Annotated in this window: 18 protein-coding genes; 4 read left to right on the plus strand and 14 right to left on the minus strand. The window is 48.8% G+C overall.

Translation table 11 applies throughout. From position 1 onward, the window contains the following. Positions 1-103 precede the first annotated feature (103 nt). From AC5JLB_RS02820 to AC5JLB_RS02835, 4 genes are all read right to left on the minus strand, one after another. Positions 104-2794, minus strand: a complete 2691-nt coding sequence (locus AC5JLB_RS02820; protein ID WP_495872341.1) for a phospholipid carrier-dependent glycosyltransferase — start codon at positions 2792-2794, stop codon at positions 104-106. An 87-nt stretch (positions 2795-2881) separates the two neighbouring features. After that, positions 2882-3337, minus strand: coding sequence for a GNAT family N-acetyltransferase (locus tag AC5JLB_RS02825; protein ID WP_495872342.1), 456 nt, complete (start codon positions 3335-3337; stop codon positions 2882-2884). Between the two features lie 278 nt (positions 3338-3615). Then, a complete protein-coding gene (locus AC5JLB_RS02830) occupies positions 3616-5937 on the minus strand; it encodes a BamA/TamA family outer membrane protein (RefSeq protein WP_495872343.1) in 2322 nt (773 codons plus the stop codon). Between the two features lie 143 nt (positions 5938-6080). Then, the gene (locus AC5JLB_RS02835) at positions 6081-6257 is read right to left on the minus strand and encodes a hypothetical protein (protein WP_495872344.1); all 177 of its coding nucleotides are present in this window, start codon (positions 6255-6257) and stop codon (positions 6081-6083) included. Between the two features lie 38 nt (positions 6258-6295). Between AC5JLB_RS02835 and AC5JLB_RS02840 the strand changes: the two genes are divergently transcribed. From AC5JLB_RS02840 to AC5JLB_RS02850, 3 genes are all read left to right on the plus strand, one after another. After that, complete coding sequence (locus AC5JLB_RS02840) at positions 6296-6496, plus strand: hypothetical protein (RefSeq protein ID WP_495872345.1); 201 nt, start codon at positions 6296-6298, stop codon at positions 6494-6496. A 169-nt stretch (positions 6497-6665) separates the two neighbouring features. After that, positions 6666-7124 (plus strand): cupin domain-containing protein, encoded by a 459-nt coding sequence (locus tag AC5JLB_RS02845; protein WP_495872346.1) that lies wholly within the window; start codon positions 6666-6668, stop codon positions 7122-7124. A 27-nt stretch (positions 7125-7151) separates the two neighbouring features. Continuing rightward, the gene (locus tag AC5JLB_RS02850; RefSeq protein WP_495872347.1) at positions 7152-8774 is read left to right on the plus strand and encodes a CocE/NonD family hydrolase; all 1623 of its coding nucleotides are present in this window, start codon (positions 7152-7154) and stop codon (positions 8772-8774) included. Positions 8775-8814: 40 nt separating this feature from the next. Here AC5JLB_RS02850 and AC5JLB_RS02855 read toward each other — a convergent pair whose 3' ends face one another. The 6 genes from AC5JLB_RS02855 to AC5JLB_RS02880 all read right to left on the minus strand — a co-directional run bounded on the left by AC5JLB_RS02855 (position 8815) and on the right by AC5JLB_RS02880 (position 17265). After that, positions 8815-9204: a hypothetical protein gene (locus AC5JLB_RS02855; RefSeq protein ID WP_495872348.1), complete on the minus strand. Its 390-nt coding sequence runs from the start codon at positions 9202-9204 to the stop codon at positions 8815-8817. A 224-nt stretch (positions 9205-9428) separates the two neighbouring features. Continuing rightward, a complete protein-coding gene (locus tag AC5JLB_RS02860) occupies positions 9429-9629 on the minus strand; it encodes a hypothetical protein (RefSeq protein WP_495872349.1) in 201 nt (66 codons plus the stop codon). 9 nt (positions 9630-9638) lie between these two features. Further along, entirely contained in the window at positions 9639-10706 is a 1068-nt protein-coding gene (locus AC5JLB_RS02865) for a class I SAM-dependent methyltransferase (protein ID WP_495872350.1), read from the minus strand. A gap of 356 nt (positions 10707-11062) precedes the next feature. Next, positions 11063-13345, minus strand: a complete 2283-nt coding sequence (locus AC5JLB_RS02870; protein WP_495872351.1) for a hybrid sensor histidine kinase/response regulator — start codon at positions 13343-13345, stop codon at positions 11063-11065. Positions 13346-13348: 3 nt separating this feature from the next. After that, a complete protein-coding gene (locus AC5JLB_RS02875) occupies positions 13349-13771 on the minus strand; it encodes a response regulator (protein ID WP_495872352.1) in 423 nt (140 codons plus the stop codon). Between the two features lie 2 nt (positions 13772-13773). Further along, entirely contained in the window at positions 13774-17265 is a 3492-nt protein-coding gene (locus tag AC5JLB_RS02880) for a PAS domain-containing protein (protein ID WP_495872353.1), read from the minus strand. 258 nt (positions 17266-17523) lie between these two features. Here AC5JLB_RS02880 and AC5JLB_RS02885 point away from each other — a divergent pair, with 258 nt between their 5' ends. Next, complete coding sequence (locus AC5JLB_RS02885) at positions 17524-17712, plus strand: hypothetical protein (protein WP_495872354.1); 189 nt, start codon at positions 17524-17526, stop codon at positions 17710-17712. A gap of 85 nt (positions 17713-17797) precedes the next feature. On the opposite strand, the gene AC5JLB_RS02890 is transcribed toward AC5JLB_RS02885, so the two are convergent. From AC5JLB_RS02890 to AC5JLB_RS02905, 4 genes are all read right to left on the minus strand, one after another. Beyond that, complete coding sequence (locus tag AC5JLB_RS02890; protein WP_495872355.1) at positions 17798-18325, minus strand: dihydrofolate reductase family protein; 528 nt, start codon at positions 18323-18325, stop codon at positions 17798-17800. Between the two features lie 196 nt (positions 18326-18521). Further along, the gene (locus AC5JLB_RS02895) at positions 18522-21653 is read right to left on the minus strand and encodes a GAF domain-containing protein (RefSeq protein ID WP_495872356.1); all 3132 of its coding nucleotides are present in this window, start codon (positions 21651-21653) and stop codon (positions 18522-18524) included. A 407-nt stretch (positions 21654-22060) separates the two neighbouring features. Further along, positions 22061-22729: a VOC family protein gene (locus tag AC5JLB_RS02900; protein WP_495872357.1), complete on the minus strand. Its 669-nt coding sequence runs from the start codon at positions 22727-22729 to the stop codon at positions 22061-22063. A gap of 175 nt (positions 22730-22904) precedes the next feature. Next, on the minus strand, positions 22905-23243 hold the full coding sequence (locus tag AC5JLB_RS02905; protein ID WP_495872358.1) for a type II toxin-antitoxin system death-on-curing family toxin: 339 nt from the start codon (positions 23241-23243) through the stop codon (positions 22905-22907). Positions 23244-23305: the final 62 nt, after the last annotated feature.

Below are 23305 nucleotides of genomic sequence, written 5' to 3' on the forward strand. Positions count from 1 at the left end.
TTATTTCACTGCCTTGCTGATTGAACTTCGCTGAAATGTCAACACAACCTAGTAGGAATTAGAGATTTGGAGCCATAGGTGGTTGGTTTCTAGACTGAAGACACTAAGGCGTTCTCCGAACTTCTCGCCAAACTTGAACCAGATTGCCCTGCATCAGTCCTGACACCGCGTTGAGCGTATGTAACTCTGGCAAATTTGGATTGAGCGCTAACGCAGTATTGATCGCCGCTTGAGCTGCTCTCGGACGGAAATCATACAGATTTACAAACGCAAGATAGGCATGAGCCGCCGGATTTTTTGGATCAAGCTCTACCACTTTTTGAAACGCCGCGATCGCAGGCTCAGCTCGTCGCGCCAACACATTTGCCAACGCTAACCCATAGGCAAATTCTCGATTCTGCGGCTCTTGTTTGAGTCGATATCCTAGAATTTGCCGAGCTTGCACCACATAGTCTTGCACCGGATCGTATTGATTGAGTTGGCTAATTTCTTCAAAGATGTCACCCAACTGAGTCACACCGTTTCGCATTTTAGCGGCGAGCGATCGCACCTGCGTTACTGGATCAGGCTCTTGAATCGCAAACGCGGCGGCTTGTGGGTTGAGCGTCAATCGCACGTCAGGAACAGCAATGTCATACGTGTCTTGAGTCTCGCGGTTGAGATAGGTTGCTTTGAGCGTGTATGTGCCTTGTGCCGCTTTTGGAGGCAGAGCCGCGATGCGTTCGACGACTTGCAGTTGGGCCGTGTCATTTTGGGCAGAAGGTTGAAGCGTCCCAAGCGCGATCGCGTGATCATGAAACCATCGATTTACGCCCGACGCCACTTTAGAAGAAGCTTCAGAAGAATTGTTATCCCGTTGCCACGTCAGCAGAACCAATCCCGATCGCAAGTCTTTCCAAGAGCCTGACCAACGGTAGGTCATTGGTATTGCCGTACCGGATGCCGCTTGATTGGGAACGCGAATCTGCTCCAATCGAACCTTTTCTAGTCGAACGTTTGACTCTTCTTTTCCAGGCTGCACCTGCACCTTAGGAACCGTTCGATGATACAAATTCAACTGCGTGCGATCGGGCAATGACCACGTTTTTTGCAGCCGGAACTCAGGACTTTTTGCGATCGCGGCGGTCAGGGCAGCTTGAGCGTCAGTGCGACGAATTGCCCCTTGATTGCCCTCTTTGGTGATGAACCAGGAGAGCGATCGCAAATCTTCCCCGACTTGTCGCACATTTGTTCCGGCTTGTCGCCCATAAACTTGAAAGTTTCTTAGCGCTCCAAAGTAATTGAGGTTGTGTTGATTGAACTCGGCAAGGGAAGGCAGAACGCCAACCGTGCTTTTCACATTTGGAGCGGTTTGAATGATTTCATCAATCACGTCGGCTTGATGCCAGTCACTCGCCAGCACTGCCCGATGGTCGTGATCATCAGATAGCGTAGGCAACACTCCCAACGGCAACAGTCTCAGCACCATCAGCATCGCCGCTAAGCCCACTGCCCACCACCGAAACAGCCGCAGACGATCGGGAAAGAACACCAATCCTTGCGCTAACAGAATCGACAACACGGGCAGCAATGGTGTGATGTAGCGATCGTCTTTGTTCACATTGAGCGAACACAACACATAAGCCCCAATGAAAAACACGAGCAGCCATCGCACCGATCGCCACCACAAGGCGTATACATCTTGTCGATAGCCTCGCTTGCGCAGTCCGCCGTAGTCTACAGAACTGACCCATCGACCATTCACGATCGCGATATTGTGACTAATCACCGCCCGCTTCCAGTACAAAATCAGTCCGACCAGTCCGATGATCAAGATTGGCAGCGAGATTAATTCGGGCAATTCTGTCAGATAGAATGTCCAAGCCGCGAGACTGTTTAGCGGTGGATCGCCTTCTGCGATCGCAGAGTCTACCGTCGCTCGTTTCCCAGCCGTCAGAATCAACAGCCAATTAGTGCGATACCACGGCAAGCAGACGTAAAGCGCGATCGCTAGCCCAATCACTAGCTGAATCAGCTTGATCCAACGCCGCTGGCGAATGGCAAGAACGCCCAGCCAAACGATCGGCGTCAGCAAGAAAAATAGAGCTGTTTGTTTCGTCAGCAATGCTAAACCAAACGCCACACCAAACGCGCTGACCCAAAGCCAAGGCTGTGCCTGCACGGGAATTGCGCCGCCAAAGCTTTGAAATCCACGAACAATAGCCGTTACCTGAACAATCGTCGCCATCAAGCCTGGCTTAGTCGCTTGTGCCTTCCCCTCATCTGAAACCGTAGCCGTTTGATCGGTTGTCAACCACCACGCCGTCAGACACCAAAAGCTAAGAGACACAAGCGCCACGAGCGGAAAGTCGATCAAGAAATCCAAGCGAATTCCATACAGTCCGGGGAGCAGTATACAGAGTCCTGCCGCCCACAACCCGACCTGAACGCTGAATAATCGAAGTCCTAACCCATAGACAGAACCAAGCAATATCGCGCTATAGAGCAGATTGACCAACGTTGACTCATCTGCCCCGGCTCCAAACAAACTGATGATTGGAGTAGTCGAGATATAGACAAAGGGCGGAATTTTGGATGACAGCATCCAGAAACCCGTCCACCATTCGCCCGAGAACCACTGTGGATGCTGCAACGCCTTCCAGTAATTCAGCACTCCGGTTAAATAGTCTGCCTGATCCCAAGCGGGCACAGACTGATCGATCGCAAACCACAGTCGGTCTACGATCGCGCCGAGCAGCCAAATGCCTCCTAAAATCGGTAATCCATCAACCCACGCTCGTTCTTTCGCAATCACTCACTCACCCCACTATTGCAATTCGCGAGCCATCCGCTGCTTTTTGTAGTTGAGAACACGACCAAAACTACAAAGAACAACCGATAGCTACGAACTAATGTGCTTGACCATCTTGATGTGCAGGATTCCTGCTTCCTCGAAGATGTCCCCTTCTGCAATGAAGCCGAGTTTTGTATAAAACTCTCTCACTGCAACTTGTGCGTGGAGCCGAACTTGAGCGAACTTTTTGCTTATCAAGCATTCTAAAGCCGATTCTGTTAATTTTCTCCCTATTCCCCGGTGACGAAATTCTGACAAAACGGCAAGGCGCTCTAATTTAGCGACACGAGGTTCGATTTCTCTCATTCGCAGCGTGCCAACCGGGCGAGTACCCAAGAAGGCTAAAAGATGCAGAGCTTGCTCATCTTTTCCATCAAACTCTAAAGCCGGATCGACGTTCTGTTCCTGCTGAAAGACGCACGTTCGGATTTGAGAAATGGAGCCGCGCTGATCTGCAAACTGCACGAGTTGAATGGATACATCAGACATAGAGGTATAAATCATCAGCAAACTTAAAAAATACTAATAGATCTGCTGTGAGTTTGAGAGCAATCATGCCTGAGTCTGTCTAATCTCAATTCGCAGTTTAGCCAAGACAGAATGAGCTTGAAGAACTTGAAGCAAGCCGCGATCGCACATTGCCATACATTGCAATCGACAAAGCAACGAAACCTGTTCTAGCGAAAACGCCAACCTCATCATTGGCAGGAACGGGATAGAGGCTATTTGTTGGGGTTAGCAATTTAGATAGAGCGATCGCAGAAGCGTTAGTCTTGCTGCATCTAAAACTTTTCGCCGATACCGACTTGCAGGCGACCCTCGCCCTGATCGTTGATGCCATACCCTGCTCGAATGATGCCAAGCGGAGACCTTACGCGCACTCCTAGCCCAATTCCAAACCCCGTTCCCGATCGCCCCCGCTCAATACCAGGTTGACCCAAAACGGAGCGACTCGATCCTAGGTCAGACGCAAAATCGGCAAAGACAGCACCACCAATAATGCTGTAGATCGGGAACCGATATTCAGCCGATGCCAGAATGAAACTGCGACTGATCGCAACTGTCCCTACATCGTAGCCGCGCACCGAGTTGGGGCCGCCCAAGCTAAACGCATTGTAAGGAGGCAAATCACCGATCGTCGTTCCTGCTTGCAGATTGAAGGCAAAGACTTCGGGCTGTCCCTGCGCTTTTTCCAAATTGAAGATATTAACCGGAGTGTATTGAGAATAGTTTGCCTGCAACCGATTAGACAGAATGTTGCCGCGCCCGATCGGAATCGATTGATCGGTACTCAAGGTTAGAAGTGAACCGTTTGATGGATCAATAAAATTATTGCGAGTATCGCGAGTGGCGGTGAAATTAATTGTGGTTAGGTCATCAATGCCAGTGCCGCTCAACGAAAGAGGATTCCCTCGTTCATCTTGGCGAACTACATTTCCACTTCCATCCCGCAGGCTGATTCGCTCATAGTTGAGTCCTAGCGAACCATTCCAGCCTTCTCCAATCGGGCGATTCACCGCGACGCCGCCGCCAAATCGTCCTTCTCGGACGCGATCGCCGTTGGCTAACTCAATGTCATCATCAAACACACGCGATGAGCCGCGCCGCCGGAATCCACTAATCGTATAGCCCAACTTATCCGGTTCACTCGCTCGGTACGGGCTCACAAAGCGTCCATCGAACTGCACATCTCGGGTTCCGACCAGCAAGTTGCCGCCGAGTTCCTGCCCGACCCCGTTGAAGTTACGATCGCTGTAGCCAAAATTTCCAAACAGTCCCAGATCGTCGTTGAAGCCGCCGCTCACATTAACAGCCCGCGATCGCGCTTCGGTCAGGACGTAAACAACTTGAGTTTGCCGCGCATCGCCTTCGAGCGCAATCCGACCATTGTTAAATAAACCCGTTTGAAAGATACGCTGTAAATCTTGCCGCGCCAAGTCTTCCTTAAACACCTGTCCCGGTTTCAATTGAATTTGCTGTCTCAAGAAGTCTTCTCGCGTTCTGCCACGAATGGGTTCCCCTTTGTCATTTGTCGGCTTGCCATTCTCATCGGTAAAGCGAATTTGTACGCCACTGACCACGCCTTCTGCTACTTCTAAGGTTAGGACGCCCTCTCGACTGGGAGTGACAGCTACAACTCGCGCCAGATTATATTGGTTCGCGGCATACCATTGATTAATCTGACGAATGCTTTGATTGATCGCGGTTGGACTGACGATCGCCCCGACTTGATTTTTGAAATAGCTGTTAGCGATCTCGCTCGTCAATGCTCTTGCATTGACTAATCGAATCGATCTCACAACAATAGGTTGCACTCGAAACGTAACGCTCAATCCATTCGGATTCGTCTGACTGCTCACACTGGCATTGCTAAACAGTCCCGTTTCTAAAATTGCAGCCACGTCTGCCTGAAGCTGTGCGCCGCTCGTCTGTCCGCCTAGCTGCGTGCGAATACTAGAGCGAACGAGTTGCTGAAGTTCTGTGTCGGCTCCCAAGATTTGAACTTCCGTCGCGATGACGACCAAATCGGGCGGTAAGGGCGCAGAACGAGGGACAGGAGTGGGAGCTTGAGCCGTGGGTTGAGGCGCTAGGGTCGGAACTTGAGAAGGTTGAGCTGTGGGTTGAGCGTTGGTCGGAATAATCCAACTTGGCTGCTCTAGGCGTGACGGCTCTGGAGCAGGTGCGGCAGCAGAATTTGCGGATTCTGGAACAGGTTGAAACTCTTGATAGTATTGAGCCGACTGCTGAGGTGGCGGAGCAGTGATTTGTTGAGCAATGACCTGATTGCTTGATTGAGACGGTTGAAACGTTGCTTTGGAAGGAATCGTAACGTCTTTAAGTTTGACAGAGTCTTTAGGTTTGACAGAGTCTTTAGGTTTGACAGAGGTGACGGCTTGAGTTGAGAACTCTGGAGTCGAAATTGCTGGAGGAGCAACAGACGTCACCGTTTTAACCACCGTTTTAGCCGCTCCGGTCTCCGATGGAATCACCACGTCTTGAGGGGCAGTTGGGGTTAAATCCGGTGGGGCAGCCGTGGCGTTTTGAGCGGCATTGAGAGTAGAGAACGCTGCAAGCGTGCAAACGGTGACAGAAGAGAGACGCATAGCAAAACCAAACGATAACTGTAAATGATTTGGCGTGAGTTATTTATAGTCGGAAATGACAGAATTGGGATAGTTTATAACTCGTCATAACAAATTTGTGATGCAGAGACAAAGAGCATGATTGCTTTGCAAGCCCCAACGGATCACGTCGCAAGCTCTAATAGATTGCGCTCTTCTGCTTTAAATTTGAGCCGAGCGGTTTTCTGGCTAAAGCCTACCATTAATAGTGAATTTAAGTAACGTTTAGAACCGCTTTGATGAAGCAGTTTGTAGTAATAAATGAAGCGCGATCGCGCTTCGGAGTTCCCCCACCGATCCAAGTTCTTTCGCTTAGAGAGATTCTTTCTACAGCACGAATATGACGCAACCGAAACATGTTTTAGGCGTTCGCCCCAATGCTTGGTTTGTTGATGAAACGACCGCAGATATATCTCGCCCGCCTTTACCTCCAACAATTATTTCACTCCAAACCGATACAAAGATCGTGCGGCTTGATCTTACGAAGTCTGCTTGTTTAGTGATTGACATGCAAAATGATTTTTGTCATCCTAACGGCTGATTAGCTCATATTGGTGTCGATGTCAGTCCGGCTCGACGCGCGATTAACGCAGAGCGCAACTCCGTAGGAACCGCGCCTCTACAAAAAATTGTTCCCATATTCAATTTGGGCACAGAGTTAGGAGTAGTGAATTAGAAGTAGTGAATTAGAAGTAGTTGAGGGCACGGCGATGGATGATGAATGCTGCGTAATTCCAGTGATCAAATCTCCTCGCGATTATCAGGTTTATCGCATTAGTCCTCACGACACGAATCGATTGGCGATCGTATTTGATCCGGCGATCGCGAACTTCTCCCTCACTGTTTGTGTCGAAATTTTCGACGTTGGCGGCAAGACACCGCCCAACCGTCATCAGCGTGCGATCGAAATGTTTTTCGTGCTGAAAGGCGAAGGGATGGCTAACTGCGACGGCAAAGAAGTGCCCATTCGTCCTGGAGATAGCTTGCTCGTTCCGGCAACCGGAATTCACGAAATCCGCAACGTTGGTTCAGAGCGGCTCTATACGTTGTGTATCATGATTCCGAACGAAGATTTTGCGGAACTGATTCGCAGTGGCACTCCGGCAGAACTCGACGCCGAAGATTTAGCCGTTTTGCAACGCGCCCCATTGCCACAGTTAGTGACGTAATTTGCAGCCGAAAAACCGCTTCAACGCATGATGAAAACCGTTTCCATGTTGACCCGCGATCTCGTCCGGCTCGATGCGGATGTGTATTATCCCGACAGGTATTATCTCGACACTGAGGGTGAGTTTCCGGTGCTGTTGATGCGGCAACCGTATGGACGCGCGATCGCATCGACGGTTGTCTATGCTCATCCAACTTGGTATGCGGCGCAGGGATACATTGTCGTCATTCAAGATGTGCGCGGACGAGGCACATCAGCAGGAGAATTTAAGCTGTTTGAGCATGAAATTGAGGACGGTTTCGATGCGGTCAATTGGGCAGCAAATTTGCCGGGAAGCTCTGGCGTTGTAGGAATGTACGGATTTTCCTATCAGGGAATGACTCAACTCTATGCGGCCGTCAACCGACCTCCCGCGCTCAAAGCGCTCTGTCCTGCTATGTTGGCAGGTGATTTGTATCACGATTGGGCCTATGAAGGCGGTGCATTCTGTTGGTTTGCTAATTTGGCGTGGGCAATTCAACTTGCGGCTGAAACGGCTCGACTCAAAGGAGATGAGGCCGCCTTCTTAAAGTTCTCGAATGCGGCTCGCACTCTTCCACTCTACGATCCAATTCCGACTCGTCCGCAACTAATGCAGGAGTTGGCGCACTACGATCCGTTCTACCAGACTTGGCTTGATCATCCCGATCCTGAAGATGACTATTGGAAGCGATTATCGCCGCTTACGTATTTAGAAAACTTTGATTTGCCGATGCTGCATATCGGAGGCTGGTTTGATACTTATATGCGCGGCACATTGAACTTCTACAAAGCAATGAAATATAAAGCAATGAAGCAACCCGCGCAACACTTGATCGTGGGTGCGTGGGCGCATTTACCGTGGGGTCGCAAAGTTGGCGCGATCGATTATGGGGCAGAAGCGGTGAGCAAGTGCGATCTCGCTCAAGTCCGATGGTTCGATCAGTTTCTCAAAGGCATAGATACTGGGCTTCTAGACGAACCTCCGATCAAGCTGTTTGAAATGGGCAGCAACCAATGGCGCTCCTATTCTGAGTTTCCGTCAGATGCTGCTCAAGCGTTTCACCTCAGCAGTAGTGGACTTGCTGGGGTTGACGAAACAGATGGTTCTCTCGTTTCCACACCCCAGATGCTTTCTCCTGCCGATATCATCGTTCACGATCCGTGGCGACCCGTCCCAGCTTCAGGTGGTCATGCTGCTTACCCGTGTGGTTCCTTCGATCGTTCCTCGCTCGATTGTCGGAGTGATATTCTCACGTACACGTCTAAACCGTTAACGGAAGTGCTGCATTTGGCTGGAGAACTCTTAGTTGAGTTAGAGTGCAGCGCCGAGCAACCAAGTTTTGATATCTGTGCGGTGTTGTCGGAAGTGAAACCGAATGGTGGTGTTTATAACTTCTCTCAGGGATATGTGAGGTGTCCTCACCCCCAGTCCCACGGAGAGAGGGGAGGCGAGGTGAGAATTGTGCTTCAGCCGACTTGCATTCAGATTCCGATCGGAAGTGCAATTCGATTGAGTTTGAGCGGGGCATGTTTTCCGGCTTATCCTGTTAATTCAGGAACGGGAGAACTGAGCAGAATGGCGGCTCAAATTATTACGATCGCAGTTTACAGCGGACGTATAACCAATTGAACCTGGCAAAGTGACCGCGATCGCACCGTCAAGCAGAACGTCAAGCAGATTTATTTTTAGTTAATTTGATTCCTAAAACGACTGACAGAAACAGAACACAGCACAATACTGCGACTGATGTTTCTGCAAGTTTGGGTGATATGAAGACGATGAATCCCTGTCCTTTAATCAAAGCAGAAAAGCTTGAGACACAGAATGGCATGAGATATAACCTGAAGGTTTGCCAATGATCGCTTTTGCCAATCTCACCAGAAGACACACTTAATAATAGTCCTGTACCGATAACAGCACTGATACCAATTGAGTTAATCCATAGCTTTGGTGACGGATCAAAATAGAAACAAACCACGACAACATACCAAATCAGGTAACACCACAGAACTGCTTTACCTAATTTGATGTCATAAAGATATTGAATCAACCATTTCATAGTTCTGAAATGCTGTTGTTTATTAGAAACGCTCTACCTCTGCAAGTTCAGCGGGCTTTTCTAAGCATCTGCTTTATTACAACAACACACGATCTTATTGCTCTGCTGCAACGTTGGATACAAGAGCTTCAATAGCCTGATTGTTACTCCTACTGGAGCAGAGGGTGAAATAGTCGAAGACGCTTTAGCGTTTGCGAGTGGCTTGTTCTCTTCTCAATGCGGTTTTACGAAGCAGGTTTCCCTGCGGGTGGCGTGTTTGAGGTAGAAGACTGGTTGGAGCCTTGAGAGGGTGAGTTCAGTGTGACCAAGACAGAAAGAGGTTGAGGATTGAGAGATCGCGTTTCTCGTTTACTCAGTCCTGGTTTGCTCAATTCTTGTTTGCTCAAGTTTTGATAGCGCGATGACAATGCACAGATTTGACACATAACCTCCTCCTAATTTTTCATGACGATGTAGTAGTTATTCACAAAATCATGATCGAGCCGATTGATCTCTACACGGCTAAATCCAGCTTCTTTCAACATTTCTAGAGCTTTTTCTTCGCCCCATACAGCACCCAGTCCCATTCCATCTGCGGCAAGCGATACGCTCATGCAATGCAAACAAGATATCGTGTAGAGAAACGGTGCGATCGGGTGATCTAGATTGCCGTCAACATGACTGGAAGCGCGAATGTCTTGCATCAAGTAAATGCCGTCAGGACGCAAGGCTTGATAGATGCCGCGCAACATAGCATCTGGTTTTGCCTGATCATGAACCGCATCAAACGTGCAAATCAAATCATATTGCTCTACTTCGTCGAGTTTAGCGGCGTCTTTGACATGAAATTGCAGATTAGCAAGTCCTTGCTCGATCGCGGCAGATTGAGCGATCGCGATGGCTTCTTGGGAGAAGTCATACCCTGTGAAGCGGCTCTTTGGAAATCGCTGCGCCATCTCTTTCAACGCGCGACCACTACCGCAACCGACATCCAGCACATCTATTCCTTGCTCCAAGGCGTTTGATAAACCAGGAACCAAGGGAAGAATTGCTTCTTCTAAGGCTGCAACAACGGTTTGTCCGCTATCTTCTGCCATGACTTGATGGAATCGCTGATAAGCAGAATAGGGAATGCCTCCACCTTTATGGAAACACTCGATCGCTTGATCTTCGACGGTTGATAGGAGGGGAATGAATTGTGTCGTTACGGCGATGTTGTTAGGACTGGCGGCTCGGGTTAAGAATGCAGCGTGTTCAGGAGGTAAGGAATAGAGTTTAGCGATCGCATCATAGTCTACAACTCGTCCTGTTACCATTGCACCTAACCATTCCCGCACGTATCGCTCGTTTAGTCCGGCGGCATCTGCAATCTGTTGACTGGTAGAAGGTGGCAAATTAGCTAACGTGTCAAATAATCCGGTGCGATGTCCGATCGAGGTCATCAGTGCGATCGCGCCACTGTTGAGTACATCTAGCATTCGTTCGGCAAAGGCTTCTGCTTTGGTTTGGTCAAGAGTTTGCATAACTATCTCCTGTTTGACAGTTCAGTCTGCTCTTACACGTATCACCGTTGAGCGCTATGCAGCCTAGCAACAAATTTTTCTGGATGAATTTGTATCATTCCTCTATTATTTTATTTGTACCAATTGCCAGGTGATGCAGTTGTGAAAAATAATTAATCCAATTGGGATTGCATCATCGTATTCATGTGATCGATTTCGCATTCCGTGAATCTTCTGCCGCGAAATGTTTGGCAAGGTTTAGCCAATTATTTATGAAACTCATTTTGCGGCTTCGGCAATCACTAATACAATCACCAACAATTGTTTGATCAAAAGAATTAAGTACGTAATCAAGACAAGTTATCATCCAGCAATCGTTAAGGATGTTGAGTTTCGAGCGGTAGCTGGATAGTAAAGCAGATAGTAGAGTCAACACTTTCAACCCCAATTGAACCATTCAGGTGCTCAATCAGACGTTTTACCAGTGCTAACCCTAGTCCAGTTCCACCATGTTCCCAGCGATCGACACTAGTAACGCGGTAAAACTTCTCAAATAAGTGCGGTAATGCTTCGGGTGGTAATTTCACGCCTGAGTTGCTGACTTGAATTTGTAGAGTTCTATCGTTTACCTGGGCTGTAATCGTGATTTGCTCATGGGGTGGCGTATATTTGCAGGCATTGTGGAGTAACTCCATGAGAATGCGTTTGAACCCAGGTAAATCTGTCGTAATGGTTGGCAAGTCTGGGGGTAAACGGAGATGCAGACTCTGTTGCTGTTTTTGAGCGCGGGCTTCAAAGGGTTCTGCGATAAATGGTAGCCAATAATTCAGGTCAACGCTTTCTAACTCTAGAGATTGTACTCCTGCTTCCAATCGCTGCAAGTCAAGCAAGTCATTGATCAACGTCAGTTCTTGAGTGCATCCCTCTTCGAGGATCTGAAGGTAACGGGTTAATCGCTCATCATGAACCTGCTGTTGATTGAGACTCAACTGCACCATCCGAATTGCCATTTTGATATTTGCCAGAGGCGATCGCAGTTCATGGGAAACCGTACTGAGAAAATCATCTTTCAGTTGACTAAGCTCCTCTAAAGCCCTCACTTGTGTCTGAGCGGCTTGATACAAGTGCGATTGGCGGAGGGCGATCGCCGTTTGGATACTAATCTGTTGCAGCAGGCTCACTTCCCAGTCCTGCCACTCGCGAGAGCTACTATTTTGGTAAGTCGCAAGTAATCCCCAGAGCTGGCCGTCTAGCAAAATGGGCGCGATCGCATAGGCTCTAACCTGAAACTGCTCCAATATATCGATATGACATTGGCTGTACCCAACTGTATAAATATCATTGACAGCAAAGGGTTCATCATTTTGATACCTGCCGCCCTGTTTTTCTTGCAAATAGGTATCTTCCCATAGAGTCTGAATACCTTCTCCCACCAAAGGCACCCATCCCTCCGCCACTGACTCTGCCACAAAATGACCGCTCCAATCTGGAGAAAATTGGTAGATGGTAACCCGATCCGCTTGCAGCGTCTGGCGGGTTTCGTTGAGCACTGTTGCCAGAATCTCCTCTAGATCTAGCGATCGATGAATATTTTGGATAATCACTCGCAGCAGGCGTTCTTGTTCTGCCTGTTGTTGCAAGGCTTGAGTCCGCTCTTGCACCCGTTGTTCGAGTTCCTGGTTGAGTTTTTGCAGAGCGGCTTCTGCTCGCTGGCGTTCTGCTAGCTCCAGTTGGGTCTGTCGATAAAGATCAGCTTGATGGATGGCGATCGCAACTTGGTCAGCCAGTTGTTTCAATAACTGGATCTCGTCCTCAGACCACTGCCTAGGCTGATCGCACTGGTGGGCAATCAGCAATCCCCATAGCCTTGTAGAGTAAAGGATGGGCACGACCAAATTTGCTCGCACCTGAAACTGTCTGAGAAAATCGGCATAGCAAGACTCGATGCGGCCATCGTCAATGTCCGAGACCGCCTGGACTTGCCCCTGCACATACTGATCAATGTACGTCGATTGCAAACAGGGGTCATAGATGTCTTGGCCTAGAAGGGCTTGGCAGCTCACATCCACCGACTCTTGCGCGACATAGCCCCGTTCCGCCGAATTTACCCTAAATAAGAGGACTCGATCGGTCTGCAAGACTTGGCGCACTTCAGTCACGGTCGTGGTCAAAATTTCATTTAGATCGAGCGATCGCCGAATGCGTTCCGTCACCATCCGGATCAATTGCTCTCGCGCGGCAGTGCGACGTAATCGGATTTCCGCTTGTGTTCGCTCTGCCCGGATTTGAGCCTCTCGCACTTCCCGCCGCACCGCCTCTGGCAACCGAGTCAGATTATCCTTCATCAGATAATCATGAGCACCCGCTTTCATCATGGCGACTGCTGCTGTTTCGCCGATCGTGCCCGACACCACAATAAAGGGAAGATCGAGCTGACTTTGCCGGACAACCTCCAGTGCCTCGGGTGCATCGCATTCGGGTAAGCGATAATCTGAAATCACTACATCCCAGGAACGATTAGCCAGAGCAGCACGGAGCGTTTCCGCCGTTTGCACCCGTTCCCAGATCAAGTCAAAATCACCCCGACGCAGTTCTCGCAGCACGAGCAGAGCATCATCCTCTGAATCTTCAACCATCAGGACAGTCAAGGGTTCACGCATAGGTCACAACCCTCCGGGTAATGGTTCGTTGAGTAGTATCCAATACAGCCCCAGTTGGCGCACCGCCTCGGTGAATTGGTCAATCTTAACGGGTTTTCGCACATAGCTATTGGCCCCGAGGCTATAACTCTCTACAATATCGCGATCTTCACTAGAGGAGGTTAAAACCACTACAGGCAAAAAGCGAGTTTTGTCGCTGGCTCGAATTTGCCGTAAGACTTCTAAACCATTAACTTTGGGCAGCTTTAAATCTAGAAGCACTACACCTGGTAGTGCTTCTAGACTAAAAATCAGAGTTAAAGCTTCTTCCCCATTGCGAGCCACAAGAATTTCATTGGCAATATTGCCACGGCGGAGAGCCCGAATGGTGAGACGTTCATCATCAGGATTATCCTCGACCAGTAAGATGGGACGCAGAGAAGTCATAGTTAAGCTCTTGTCCTGATGGATGGAGTGGGTATTGTGAAGTAAATTGTAGCTCCCTGCTCCACGGCGGCTTCTGCCCAAACCTGACCGCCATGTCGATGAATGCTCCGTTGTACCGTGGCTAAGCCGATGCCTGTACCCGGAAATTCATCAGTGTTGTGCAAGCGTTGAAAGACCCCAAACAGCATGGAGGAATAGGTCATATCAAAGCCTGCTCCATCATCGCGGACAAAATAGACAGATTGCCCGTCTTGTTTGAGGATGCCAAATTCAATCTGGGCGGAGGAGTGATAGCTGGTGAACTTCCAGGCATTTTGCAATAGATTGCTAATTACAACGCGCATCAAGGTGAGGTCAGCATAGACGATCGCATCAGGCGCGATCGTACACTCAACCTGCCGTTCTGGCTCTGAGGCTTTTAATTCCTCCACCTGTTCTTGAACCAACGCACTGAGGTTGACAGTTGTGTATCGCATTTCAGAGCGCGACACGCGAGAGAGGCGCAACAGGTCATCGATTAGCATTCCCATTCGCTGCACGTTACGCCGGATGCGATCGAAGTAATCTTTGCCCTCGTCATCAATTAGCTCTTCATAGTCTTCTAGCAATGCTTTGCTGAAGCCGTCGATCGCTCTCAAGGGCGATCGCAAATCGTGAGACACCGAGTAGGCAAAGGCTTCTAACTCGCGGTTAGACGCTTCTAGTTGCGCCGTGGTTTGCAGAAGTTGTTCTTCGGCTTGTTTGCGATCGGTAATGTCTCGCACCATGCACAGCACTTGCCGCTCTCTGCACATCACAAGCCGAGCTTCTTCATCTCGAATTTCGCCTTCAACGTCAAGTTGATACTCATACACTTGCAGTTCCTGGGTGTGCAGTGCCTGCTCCAAATAATGCATGCGTTCTTTCGCCCGCTCATAAGGAAGAACATCATAGATATTGACCCCTATCAGTTCTGGCAATGGCTTGAGCAATTTGATACTTTTGCCGCTGCCGAGGGCATCGAGATACGTGCCATCTTGATCAATCCAGATCAGTAAATCAGGAATGGCGCTAATCAAGGCACGATTGGTTGCCTCACTCTGACGCAAAGCGGCTTCAGCTTGTTTGCGTTCAGTAATATCGAGCACTGTGCCAGTGAGCTGACGCACCTGCCCCGCTGCATTCAAGCTTGGCTCTCCCTTGGCTTGCACATGCACCAACGTGCCATCGGGACGATAAGCGCGGCATTCAAGTTCGTAGGGTTGGGCAGTCGCGATCGCTGTTTCTACCGTTTGCTGGTGAACGTCGCGATCGTCGGGGTGAAATAGCTGCTGAACTTCCTCAAAGCTGGGCGCTCCAGCAGATGCATCGCGCCCAAAAATCCGGAACACCTGGTCTGACCAGGTAACCTTCTCAGTGGACAAATCCATTTCCCAACTGCCCAGGTTGCCAATGCGTTGTGCCGATTTTAAATGGGCATCACTCTTCTGGAGTTGGGCTTCAGTTTGCTTCAGTTTTGTAATGTCAACATGACAGCCAATCATTCGCAAGGGTTGTCCGGCTGCATCCCAGTCAATCACTTGCCCGACGCAAATGACCCAAATCATCGATCCATTCTTGTGGCGATAGCGCACCTCGTTGTAGTAGGGCACTTCCCCACGACTTTGCACGTGGCGATCGAAGCACTCCAGCACTCCCGGTAAGTCTTCTGCAAAGATCAGGCTTTGCCAAGTTTCTGGCACATTGGGCAACTCGTGATCTTCATAGCCAAACATGCGCTTCAGTCCAGGACTCATATACTCTCGATGGTTAGGAATATCCCAATCCCAGTATCCGGCCAGGCTGATGTCGAGAATGGTTTCCAGCAGGGTAAACTCTAGGCGCAGTTTCTCGGCCTGTAACCGCGCTGCTTCAGCTTTTTTACGCTCAGTAATATCGGTATGGGTGCCTAACATTCGCAGAGGGTTGCCTGCTTCGTCCCAGGCAACAATTTTGCCCAGCGAGAGAATCCACTTCCAGTTTCCATTACACATGCGCTGTCGAAATTCCACCGCATAGTCGGAGATTTCGCCCTTCACATAGGCGCGATAGGTATTGGCAACCGTCTCACCGTCGTCGGGGTGGAGCCGCTCAATCCACTTGGCATTCGTTTCCTCAAATGTCGCCGGATTGTAGCCCAACATAGTGGCATATTCAGGGTTAACAATGGCTTCTCCGGTTTGAAGATTGAGATCGTAAAGCCCTTGGTTGGTGGCTTTTAAGGCAAGGCGTAGGCGCTCTTCACTGACCCTCAGCGACTCTTGGGTCGCTTTGAGAGCAGTAATTTCTGTGGCAACACCATCAATGCGGCAGGGTTCCCCGTTTGTGTCATAAATGAGCTGAGACTGGTCTTGTAACCAGCGGATTTGACCATCCGCCGCAATGATGCGATATTCCAGAGTTGTGCTGCCGGTTTGTTGCCGTTCGTCCATTCCAGCCGTCACTACCGCCTGATCGTAGGGGTGGATCATCTCAAACCAGAGGTTAGAGTTTGCTAGAAACTCCGATACTGAACGACCATAGATTTCTTCTACTGTCGGACTGAGATAGAGCAGTTCTGAGGTTTTTGCATGGCGAGACCAGACAATGCCTTTAACAGAACTGAGGATGCTTTCAACCCGCTGTTCCTGCTCCCGTAGGGCAGTTTCGGCAGCTTTGCGGTCAGTGATATCTCTAGAGATGCAGAGGATCGACTCCATCGTCTGCTGATTAGACAACTCAGGAGCGATCGCCATTTCAAACGAACGAAGCCCCTTAAGGGTAGGTACTGTAAATTCAATGACCTGTTTTTGTCCGGTTTTCAACAGCGCCGTCGCTGCTGCCTCCCAGGTGGTAATCATGACCTCATTCATGCCTAGGTCGCGGCAGGTTTTGCCCAAAAAGACTTCTGTGGAAACCCCAGTAATTTCGGTGAGGACTGGACTGACGTAGAGATGGCGCAGTTGCAAATCAAACCGTTCAATGATGTCGGGAGAATTTTCTACGAGGGCTTGGTATCGTTGTTGTGATTCCGCTAGAGCGGCTTCATTAGCTTTGCGTTCAGCTTCAATGCATTTATGCTCACTAATTTCCAATTCCACTTTGGCAGCTTTTAACTGGCGGCGGCTGGGTAGGGTCAATGCTTGGGGAATTGCAGAAATTAACACTGAAGCTGTCATTAAGGAGATGGCGGCAGTAACAGACTTCAATGCCCCGGAAACCCAATAGAGCGGGTGCCAGAGCGCCCAAATCTCAACGGCATGCGTTAACCCCCAAGTAACCATTAAAACCCCGAACAGTTGAAGAATCGAGGAGTAGGGTAAGTCTCGACGTTGACGCACAAAATAGAGCAGTGCCAAGAAAATAGAAAAGCAGGCTAAAGCTGTCAGTCCATCAGACAACGCATGGAGCCACACCAAACCAGGTTCCCAGAGATAGCAATGCTCACGAGAATTAACTGTCAAATTACCAAGATTGCTGTGAAATACCGTGAACATACTCTGCTCCCCAATCACCACTGTCAGATCATTGCTGGCGCTGAAATGTTTTCTGTTGCTCGCTAATCAACAGATTGCTCGATCGGAAACTCTTCAGATGATGTTGCAACTAGTAAACAGATTATTTCACAAAAAAAGATTGACCCAATGGAGCAACGTTAAGGTATTGCAAGAATCTGCTGATATGAAGATGAGTTACGCTCCGTGGCTAATTGAGTATCAAGTCCATATTAAGGGTATGGAGTTGATCCAGTAGTTATGGATACAACATTTATAAATAGAAGCGATCGCACTCTTAATCAAGTCAATCTGATTCAACCGAATCGCCCGCTATTAAGTCATGGCCCTACGGTTTCTGCGGAGTTGCGCTTCGCGCAAAGCGTCCCACGAAAGTTCCGGCAGCCTATCAAACTCGTTTTGGGCATGATGGTTGAATACTTAAATTGAAATAGATGTAGGGCAGCTAAAGCTTCTTAAACGCTTGCTTCATCAGCTTGTTGCTTGCGATCGCTCTTCAAGAAATCTCCCATTTTTACCGTTTCTTGTAACGTAGCTCTACAGCACCTGACGCATAAGATGTGGTCTTGACCAAATTTAACTTCTGTTCTGGCACGGCTTGATAAAGAGAAATCCCTGCTCCCAAAATAATCGGAATTAGCGTCAGGATATGCTCATCAATTAACCCCTGTACCATAAATAACGATGCAACTTTGCCGCCCCCAACAATCCAGATTCTTTTAGAGCCTTTGCGTTTTACATCTTCTAAAATCGCTTTAACATCACTGACAAACACTACATCATTACGATTTGTCGATAAATTGCGATTCGTCAGAACATACGAGAGTTTATCAGGATATGGCCAATCCCCAAACCCTACAACCTGCTCATAGGTAGCAGATCCCATGACCAAAGCATCGATCGTCTCGTAGAAGGCTATATATCCGTTATCCTCGCCATTTGTCTCAAACGAGGTCAGCCACTCGATACTGCCATCTGAACTCGCGATGTATCCGTCTAGAGTTGTTGCCAGATACAAAATAAACTTTGCATCGTTTTCCATCTTCAACCTCTGTCAACTCAAGGTTTTGATACTAAAGCTTAACAGGTCAACTCCAAACTACCGTCACAACCTAATAATCGAAACAAGCTAACGCCTAAGATGAGCAGCGGTAGGTGACACCGCTGCCGAGTGCAAAATTATTCAACTGCCGATCGCTTTGTTAACTGGAGGGATCCGACTAGCTTGATTTAGACGCTTAATTGCCTAGTGGCTGGTGGATCGGTAGCTCAACAACAAATTCAGCACCCATACCCGGTGTCGAGTGGCAGTAGATCTTACCATTGTGCTTTTCTGTCACGATTTGGTAGCTAATCGAAAGCCCCAGCCCTGTTCCTTTTCCAATAATTTTTGTGGTAAAGAACGGGTCAAACAACTTAGACAGATCGCTTTCATCAATGCCCAATCCATTGTCTGAAACCCGAATCGACACACAATCTTGATCGATAACGGATGTGGAAATTCGGATTTCGCCAGGAGACGCTGCAAGGGCGCTCGGCGGTTGCTTTGCATTCCGTTCTTCAACCGCATCGATCGCATTCGACAGCAAGTTCATGAAGACCTGATTCAGTTGACCTGGGTAACATTCCACAGCCGGAAGTGCGTCGTAGTCTTTAACCACTTGAATCGTTGGATTATCGGCAGTAGGCTTCAAGCGATGCTGCAAAATCATCAACGTACTATCAATCCCCTCGTGGATGTCAACCGACTTAAACTCGGCTTCATCCAACCGCGAGAAGTTTCGTAAAGACATGACAATATCGCGAATCCGCTCTGTCCCTATTGTCATCGATTGAAACAGTTTGGGCAGGTCTTCGAGAGTAAAGTCTAAGTCCGCATTCTGCCAATGCTGTTGAATCTGCGGTGCCGGATCAGAGTAATGCTGTCGATATAGATTGATACAATGCAGTAACTCGTGGATATACTGCTCAGCGTGTTCTAGGTTGCCATAAATAAAATTAACTGGATTGTTAATTTCGTGGGCAATTCCTGCGACTAATTGCCCCAAACTTGCCATTTTTTCGGCATGAATGATTTGGAGTTGAGCAGCGCGGAGTTCTCTGAGAGCTTGGGCAAGTTGATCTGCCTCTTCGCGCGTTTGACCGAGCAAACTCGACTGGTGGAAGAGACTGGCTTGAAGCAGTGCTACATTGATTTGGGCAGCTACTTGGGTGACAAATTCTAGTTCTGTTTCTTCCCACTCGCGGGTTTTGCTGCATTGGTGAATGCATAGGAGCCCCCAGAGGGTGTCGCCTTCCATCAGAGGAACGGTGATTTGTGCCTTGACCTGAAACCACTCAATCACATCGAAATACGGAAGCTTGGCTCCCAGCTTAGTCGTATCCGAAATAACTTGTGCTGTTCTTTGAGAAAACTGACTCATATGCTGCTGACCAAAGCGATCGTGCACCTTTGTATTGAGAGCAGAATCGAAGTTAGGCAGTACATCTTCTGCAATGAATTCCCCACTGCAATATTCAGAATCCGACTCAAAGCGAAGAATTCCGACGCGATCGACGTCTAGCACTCGCCGGACTTCTGCGAGCGCCGGCTTGACAATTGGCTCCCAAATGAACGACTCGCGAATCTTGACGACTAAATCAAACAAGATCCGGCGTTGTTCGGCAGCTTGATGCAGCTCATCGGCGCGAATTTGGGTTTGCATTAACAAATCAGAACTTTGCAGGGCAACCCCGAGTTGACTCGCGACTTGTGCTAAAAATTCCACTTCCACAGCGTCCCAGTGACGAGTTTCAGAATGCTGATAGGCAGCTAGAAGTCCCCAAAGATTGCGCCCTACGAAAATGGGCGTGAGGGCATAGGCGCGGATCTTAAATTGCTTCAGAATGTCAAGATGGCAGCGCGAGTGACCCACTTGGTAGATGTCGCTGACGGCAAAAGATTCATTATTTCGATAGCGTCCCCCTTTTGTTTCCTGTAAATGAGTGTCTTGCCAAACTAAGTTTTTTCCAAACGGATTGACGCTGTCCCATTGGGGTTCGACCATGCCAAAATTGCTGATAAATTCTCCGCTCCAATCGTCATTAAAGCGGTAGACTGCAATCCGCTCAACGCGCAACAGGTTGCAGACCTCTTGGCAAGTCATTTTCAAGATCAAATTAATGTCGAGCGAGGAGCGAATTTTTCCGACGACTTCGGTGAGGGCGCGTTGACGAGCGATCGCATCTTGCAACGCGATCGCCTGTTGTCTTGACTGTTTCAAATTCTCGGCTTGCTGAATCGCAACGCCTAATTGTGCTCCAACCTGTTCTAGAAACTCAATCTCGAACGCTTGCCACTGACGGGGGTTGGAGTGCTGATAAGCGGCGACGAGTCCCCAAAGTTTGGTTCCGGTAAAAATGGGAGCAAGGACATAGGCACGAATCTTGAATTGCTCCAGAATGTCAAGATGGCAGCGTGCGTGCCCGACTTCATAAATGTCTACCACGGCAAAACTTTCGTTGCTGCGGTAGCGCCCTCCCTGAGTTTCTTGTAAGTGCGTATCTTCCCAGACCAAGTTTTTGCCGAAGGGAGTCGCCCGATCCCAAAGGGGTTCTACCATGCCAAACTGACTGACAAACTCACCGCTCCAGTCTTCGTTAAAGCGATACACCGCTGCTCGCTCTAGCTTGAGGAGTTTGCAGAGTTCTTGGCAAGCTGTATCGAGGATGATGTGAGTGTCTACGGAGGAGCGAATATTGCCGACGACTTGGGTTAGGGCACGTTGTCGAGAGATTGCATCTTGCAATTCGGTGTTGCGTTGTTCTGCCTGCTTTAAGGTTTCTGCCTGCTGCATCGCGATGCCTAAGTGGTTGGCAGCTTGGGCAAGAAAGGTCACTTCATGGGGATGCCATTGCCGAGGTGCGGAGTGCTGATAGGCGGCTAGCAGCCCCCACAGTTTCGCGCCAACAAAAATGGGCGCGATCGCATACGCCTGGATCTGAAATTGCTCTAGTACTTCAACATGACAATGAGCGTGCCCTGCCTCATAAATGTCTTCCACCGCGAATGGCTCGTTTTTGCGATAGCGTCCACCTTCGGTTTCTTGGAGATAGGAGTCCTGCCATACCAAATCTTTCCCAAAGGCGCTCAAGGTGTCCCAGGGTGGTTCGGCAAACCCAAATTGATTGATGAAACTACCGCTCCAATCTGCGTTGAACTGGTAAATTGCCACTCGCTCAATTTTCAGTTGACGACAAATATCTTGGCAGGATGTTGAACAAAGTGAGTCTATCTGTACCGATGCACGAATCCTTGCCAAGATTCTTGCCAAAATTTTCTGATATTGAACAGAGAGTCGCAGTTGATTTTGGCAGTCCTCAATGGTCATAGGAGTTATAGCGGTACGATGAGACTGTCTTTAAAGTTCCCGTTTATACCTCCAACGCCTCATACAGAAACTAGCTACCGGCAAAATGCAGCGGCGGCAGAAAACTTTAACTCAGCACTAGCCGCACTCGTCCATCCGACGTGTTAGCTGAATACGGCATACCTTACACAGGCTTGACTACCAGTGTTTCAGTGTCAGCCCATCGAGATAATCAGCGTAATCTCACTACTCATTTATATCTACCTGCCGACACTCGGTTGCAATCGCTCGTTGTAGGTCTTCCGCCTCTGAGTCATTTAAAGTTCCTGCAAACTTTGCCAGAGGATGACTTTTGCATATAGCCTTAACCCGATGCAAAAACTCTATAAGGTCGGTGTGCGACAGGATGGTTAGGTGTGGATTTTACATTACCAACTCATAATAAGCGGTAATTCAGGTCGAAAATCTGCCTGTTCTCCTCGCTGTTCTTGATCAAAACCAAGCTCTACAAAATACTCTGTTCCTACACGAACTTTGACCTGATTCGTGTTAATCACTGCTTGAAACTCTGGCGAAAGGCTGTTTGCCGCAGGACTGACTAACTCTACACGAGTAATTTCGCGTAACCCTACAGCATGGTCGAGAGGTTGTGATTTTTCAGCAGGATAACTATCTGGACGTTGACCAAAGGGAATCTGGAAAAGCATCGGCTCAGTCAACATGTCACCATTTGTTCCCACCGCGATACTCATCGCTTCAGGCAGATAAGGTGGATGATATGCCCAACTGGAAAAAGCAACGGTATCCCCTGAATCTGTGGAGCGCAGGCAGAAACCAAACGGACAAGCCCCATTGTTGCGATCGCGCCACCGTTCCCAAAGGCGAGTTAGATGAGTGGGTTCAGACTTTGCTTCTTCTGGACTGTAAATCCATAATAGTTCCAGCATGGCGTTGTGGAAGAAGAAACGGCGATTGACTGTACCTTGCCCAGGATGAGTGTTAGATGATCCTTCAATCAAACCGAATGATGCCAAACGATCCGCCTCGCAAGCACCGACATCTGTGCAAATAAAGAGATGGTCGAATTCAAATGCCATAGTTTGGATGCTGTTTGAGAGGGAATTTACTCAACATCTCAAGTTTAATGAGTCCAATAAATAAACTCTAAATACCACCAACACTAATACTTAAGCCACCTAATGGCGAAGTTGAGCGGCGGTAGATAACATTGAAACGAAGCAATCAATTTTTATACGCCGCTCCAACGACTTGTTAGCTGACGATTGTGTTACCTTGTAACCATTCTACAAATGCCTCGCGTCCTAGCTCACCCGCGGCGATCGCCAAAACCACACGCTCTTGCTTATCCACAAAAGCGTTAATTTCCATCCCATTCAGGACAAGAAAAGTCTCCGTTGCAGCATGTCCTGTACGTTTGTTCCCATCTACAAATGGATGGTTCATGATGATAGAACACCCTAATGCTGCTGCCTTCTCAAGCAAGCTTGGGTACAAATCTTCTCCATCAAACGTCATTCGGGGCTGAGCGATCGCTGACTCCAATAACCCAACCTCTCGGATGCCAAATGCTCCACCAGATTGCTCAATGATTCTACGATGTAGTTATCCAAGTTGCGGGTTAAGTTGAGAGAACAGAAGAAAACAACCGCAAG

This window comes from Myxacorys chilensis (assembly GCF_059505265.1).

Coding starts and splice junctions, on each gene's coding strand:
- AC5JLB_RS02825 (WP_495872342.1), bottom strand. CDS start 3,337: ATGATTTATACCTCTATGTCTGATGTATCCATTCAACTCGTGCAGTTT.
- AC5JLB_RS02830 (WP_495872343.1), bottom strand. CDS start 5,937: ATGCGTCTCTCTTCTGTCACCGTTTGCACGCTTGCAGCGTTCTCTACT.
- AC5JLB_RS02840 (WP_495872345.1), top strand. CDS start 6,296: ATGACGCAACCGAAACATGTTTTAGGCGTTCGCCCCAATGCTTGGTTT.
- AC5JLB_RS02845 (WP_495872346.1), top strand. CDS start 6,666: ATGGATGATGAATGCTGCGTAATTCCAGTGATCAAATCTCCTCGCGAT.
- AC5JLB_RS02850 (WP_495872347.1), top strand. CDS start 7,152: ATGATGAAAACCGTTTCCATGTTGACCCGCGATCTCGTCCGGCTCGAT.
- AC5JLB_RS02855 (WP_495872348.1), bottom strand. CDS start 9,204: ATGAAATGGTTGATTCAATATCTTTATGACATCAAATTAGGTAAAGCA.
- AC5JLB_RS02860 (WP_495872349.1), bottom strand. CDS start 9,629: ATGTGTCAAATCTGTGCATTGTCATCGCGCTATCAAAACTTGAGCAAA.
- AC5JLB_RS02865 (WP_495872350.1), bottom strand. CDS start 10,706: ATGCAAACTCTTGACCAAACCAAAGCAGAAGCCTTTGCCGAACGAATG.
- AC5JLB_RS02870 (WP_495872351.1), bottom strand. CDS start 13,345: ATGCGTGAACCCTTGACTGTCCTGATGGTTGAAGATTCAGAGGATGAT.
- AC5JLB_RS02875 (WP_495872352.1), bottom strand. CDS start 13,771: ATGACTTCTCTGCGTCCCATCTTACTGGTCGAGGATAATCCTGATGAT.
- AC5JLB_RS02880 (WP_495872353.1), bottom strand. CDS start 17,265: ATGTTCACGGTATTTCACAGCAATCTTGGTAATTTGACAGTTAATTCT.
- AC5JLB_RS02885 (WP_495872354.1), top strand. CDS start 17,524: ATGGATACAACATTTATAAATAGAAGCGATCGCACTCTTAATCAAGTC.
- AC5JLB_RS02890 (WP_495872355.1), bottom strand. CDS start 18,325: ATGGAAAACGATGCAAAGTTTATTTTGTATCTGGCAACAACTCTAGAC.
- AC5JLB_RS02895 (WP_495872356.1), bottom strand. CDS start 21,653: ATGACCATTGAGGACTGCCAAAATCAACTGCGACTCTCTGTTCAATAT.
- AC5JLB_RS02900 (WP_495872357.1), bottom strand. CDS start 22,729: ATGGCATTTGAATTCGACCATCTCTTTATTTGCACAGATGTCGGTGCT.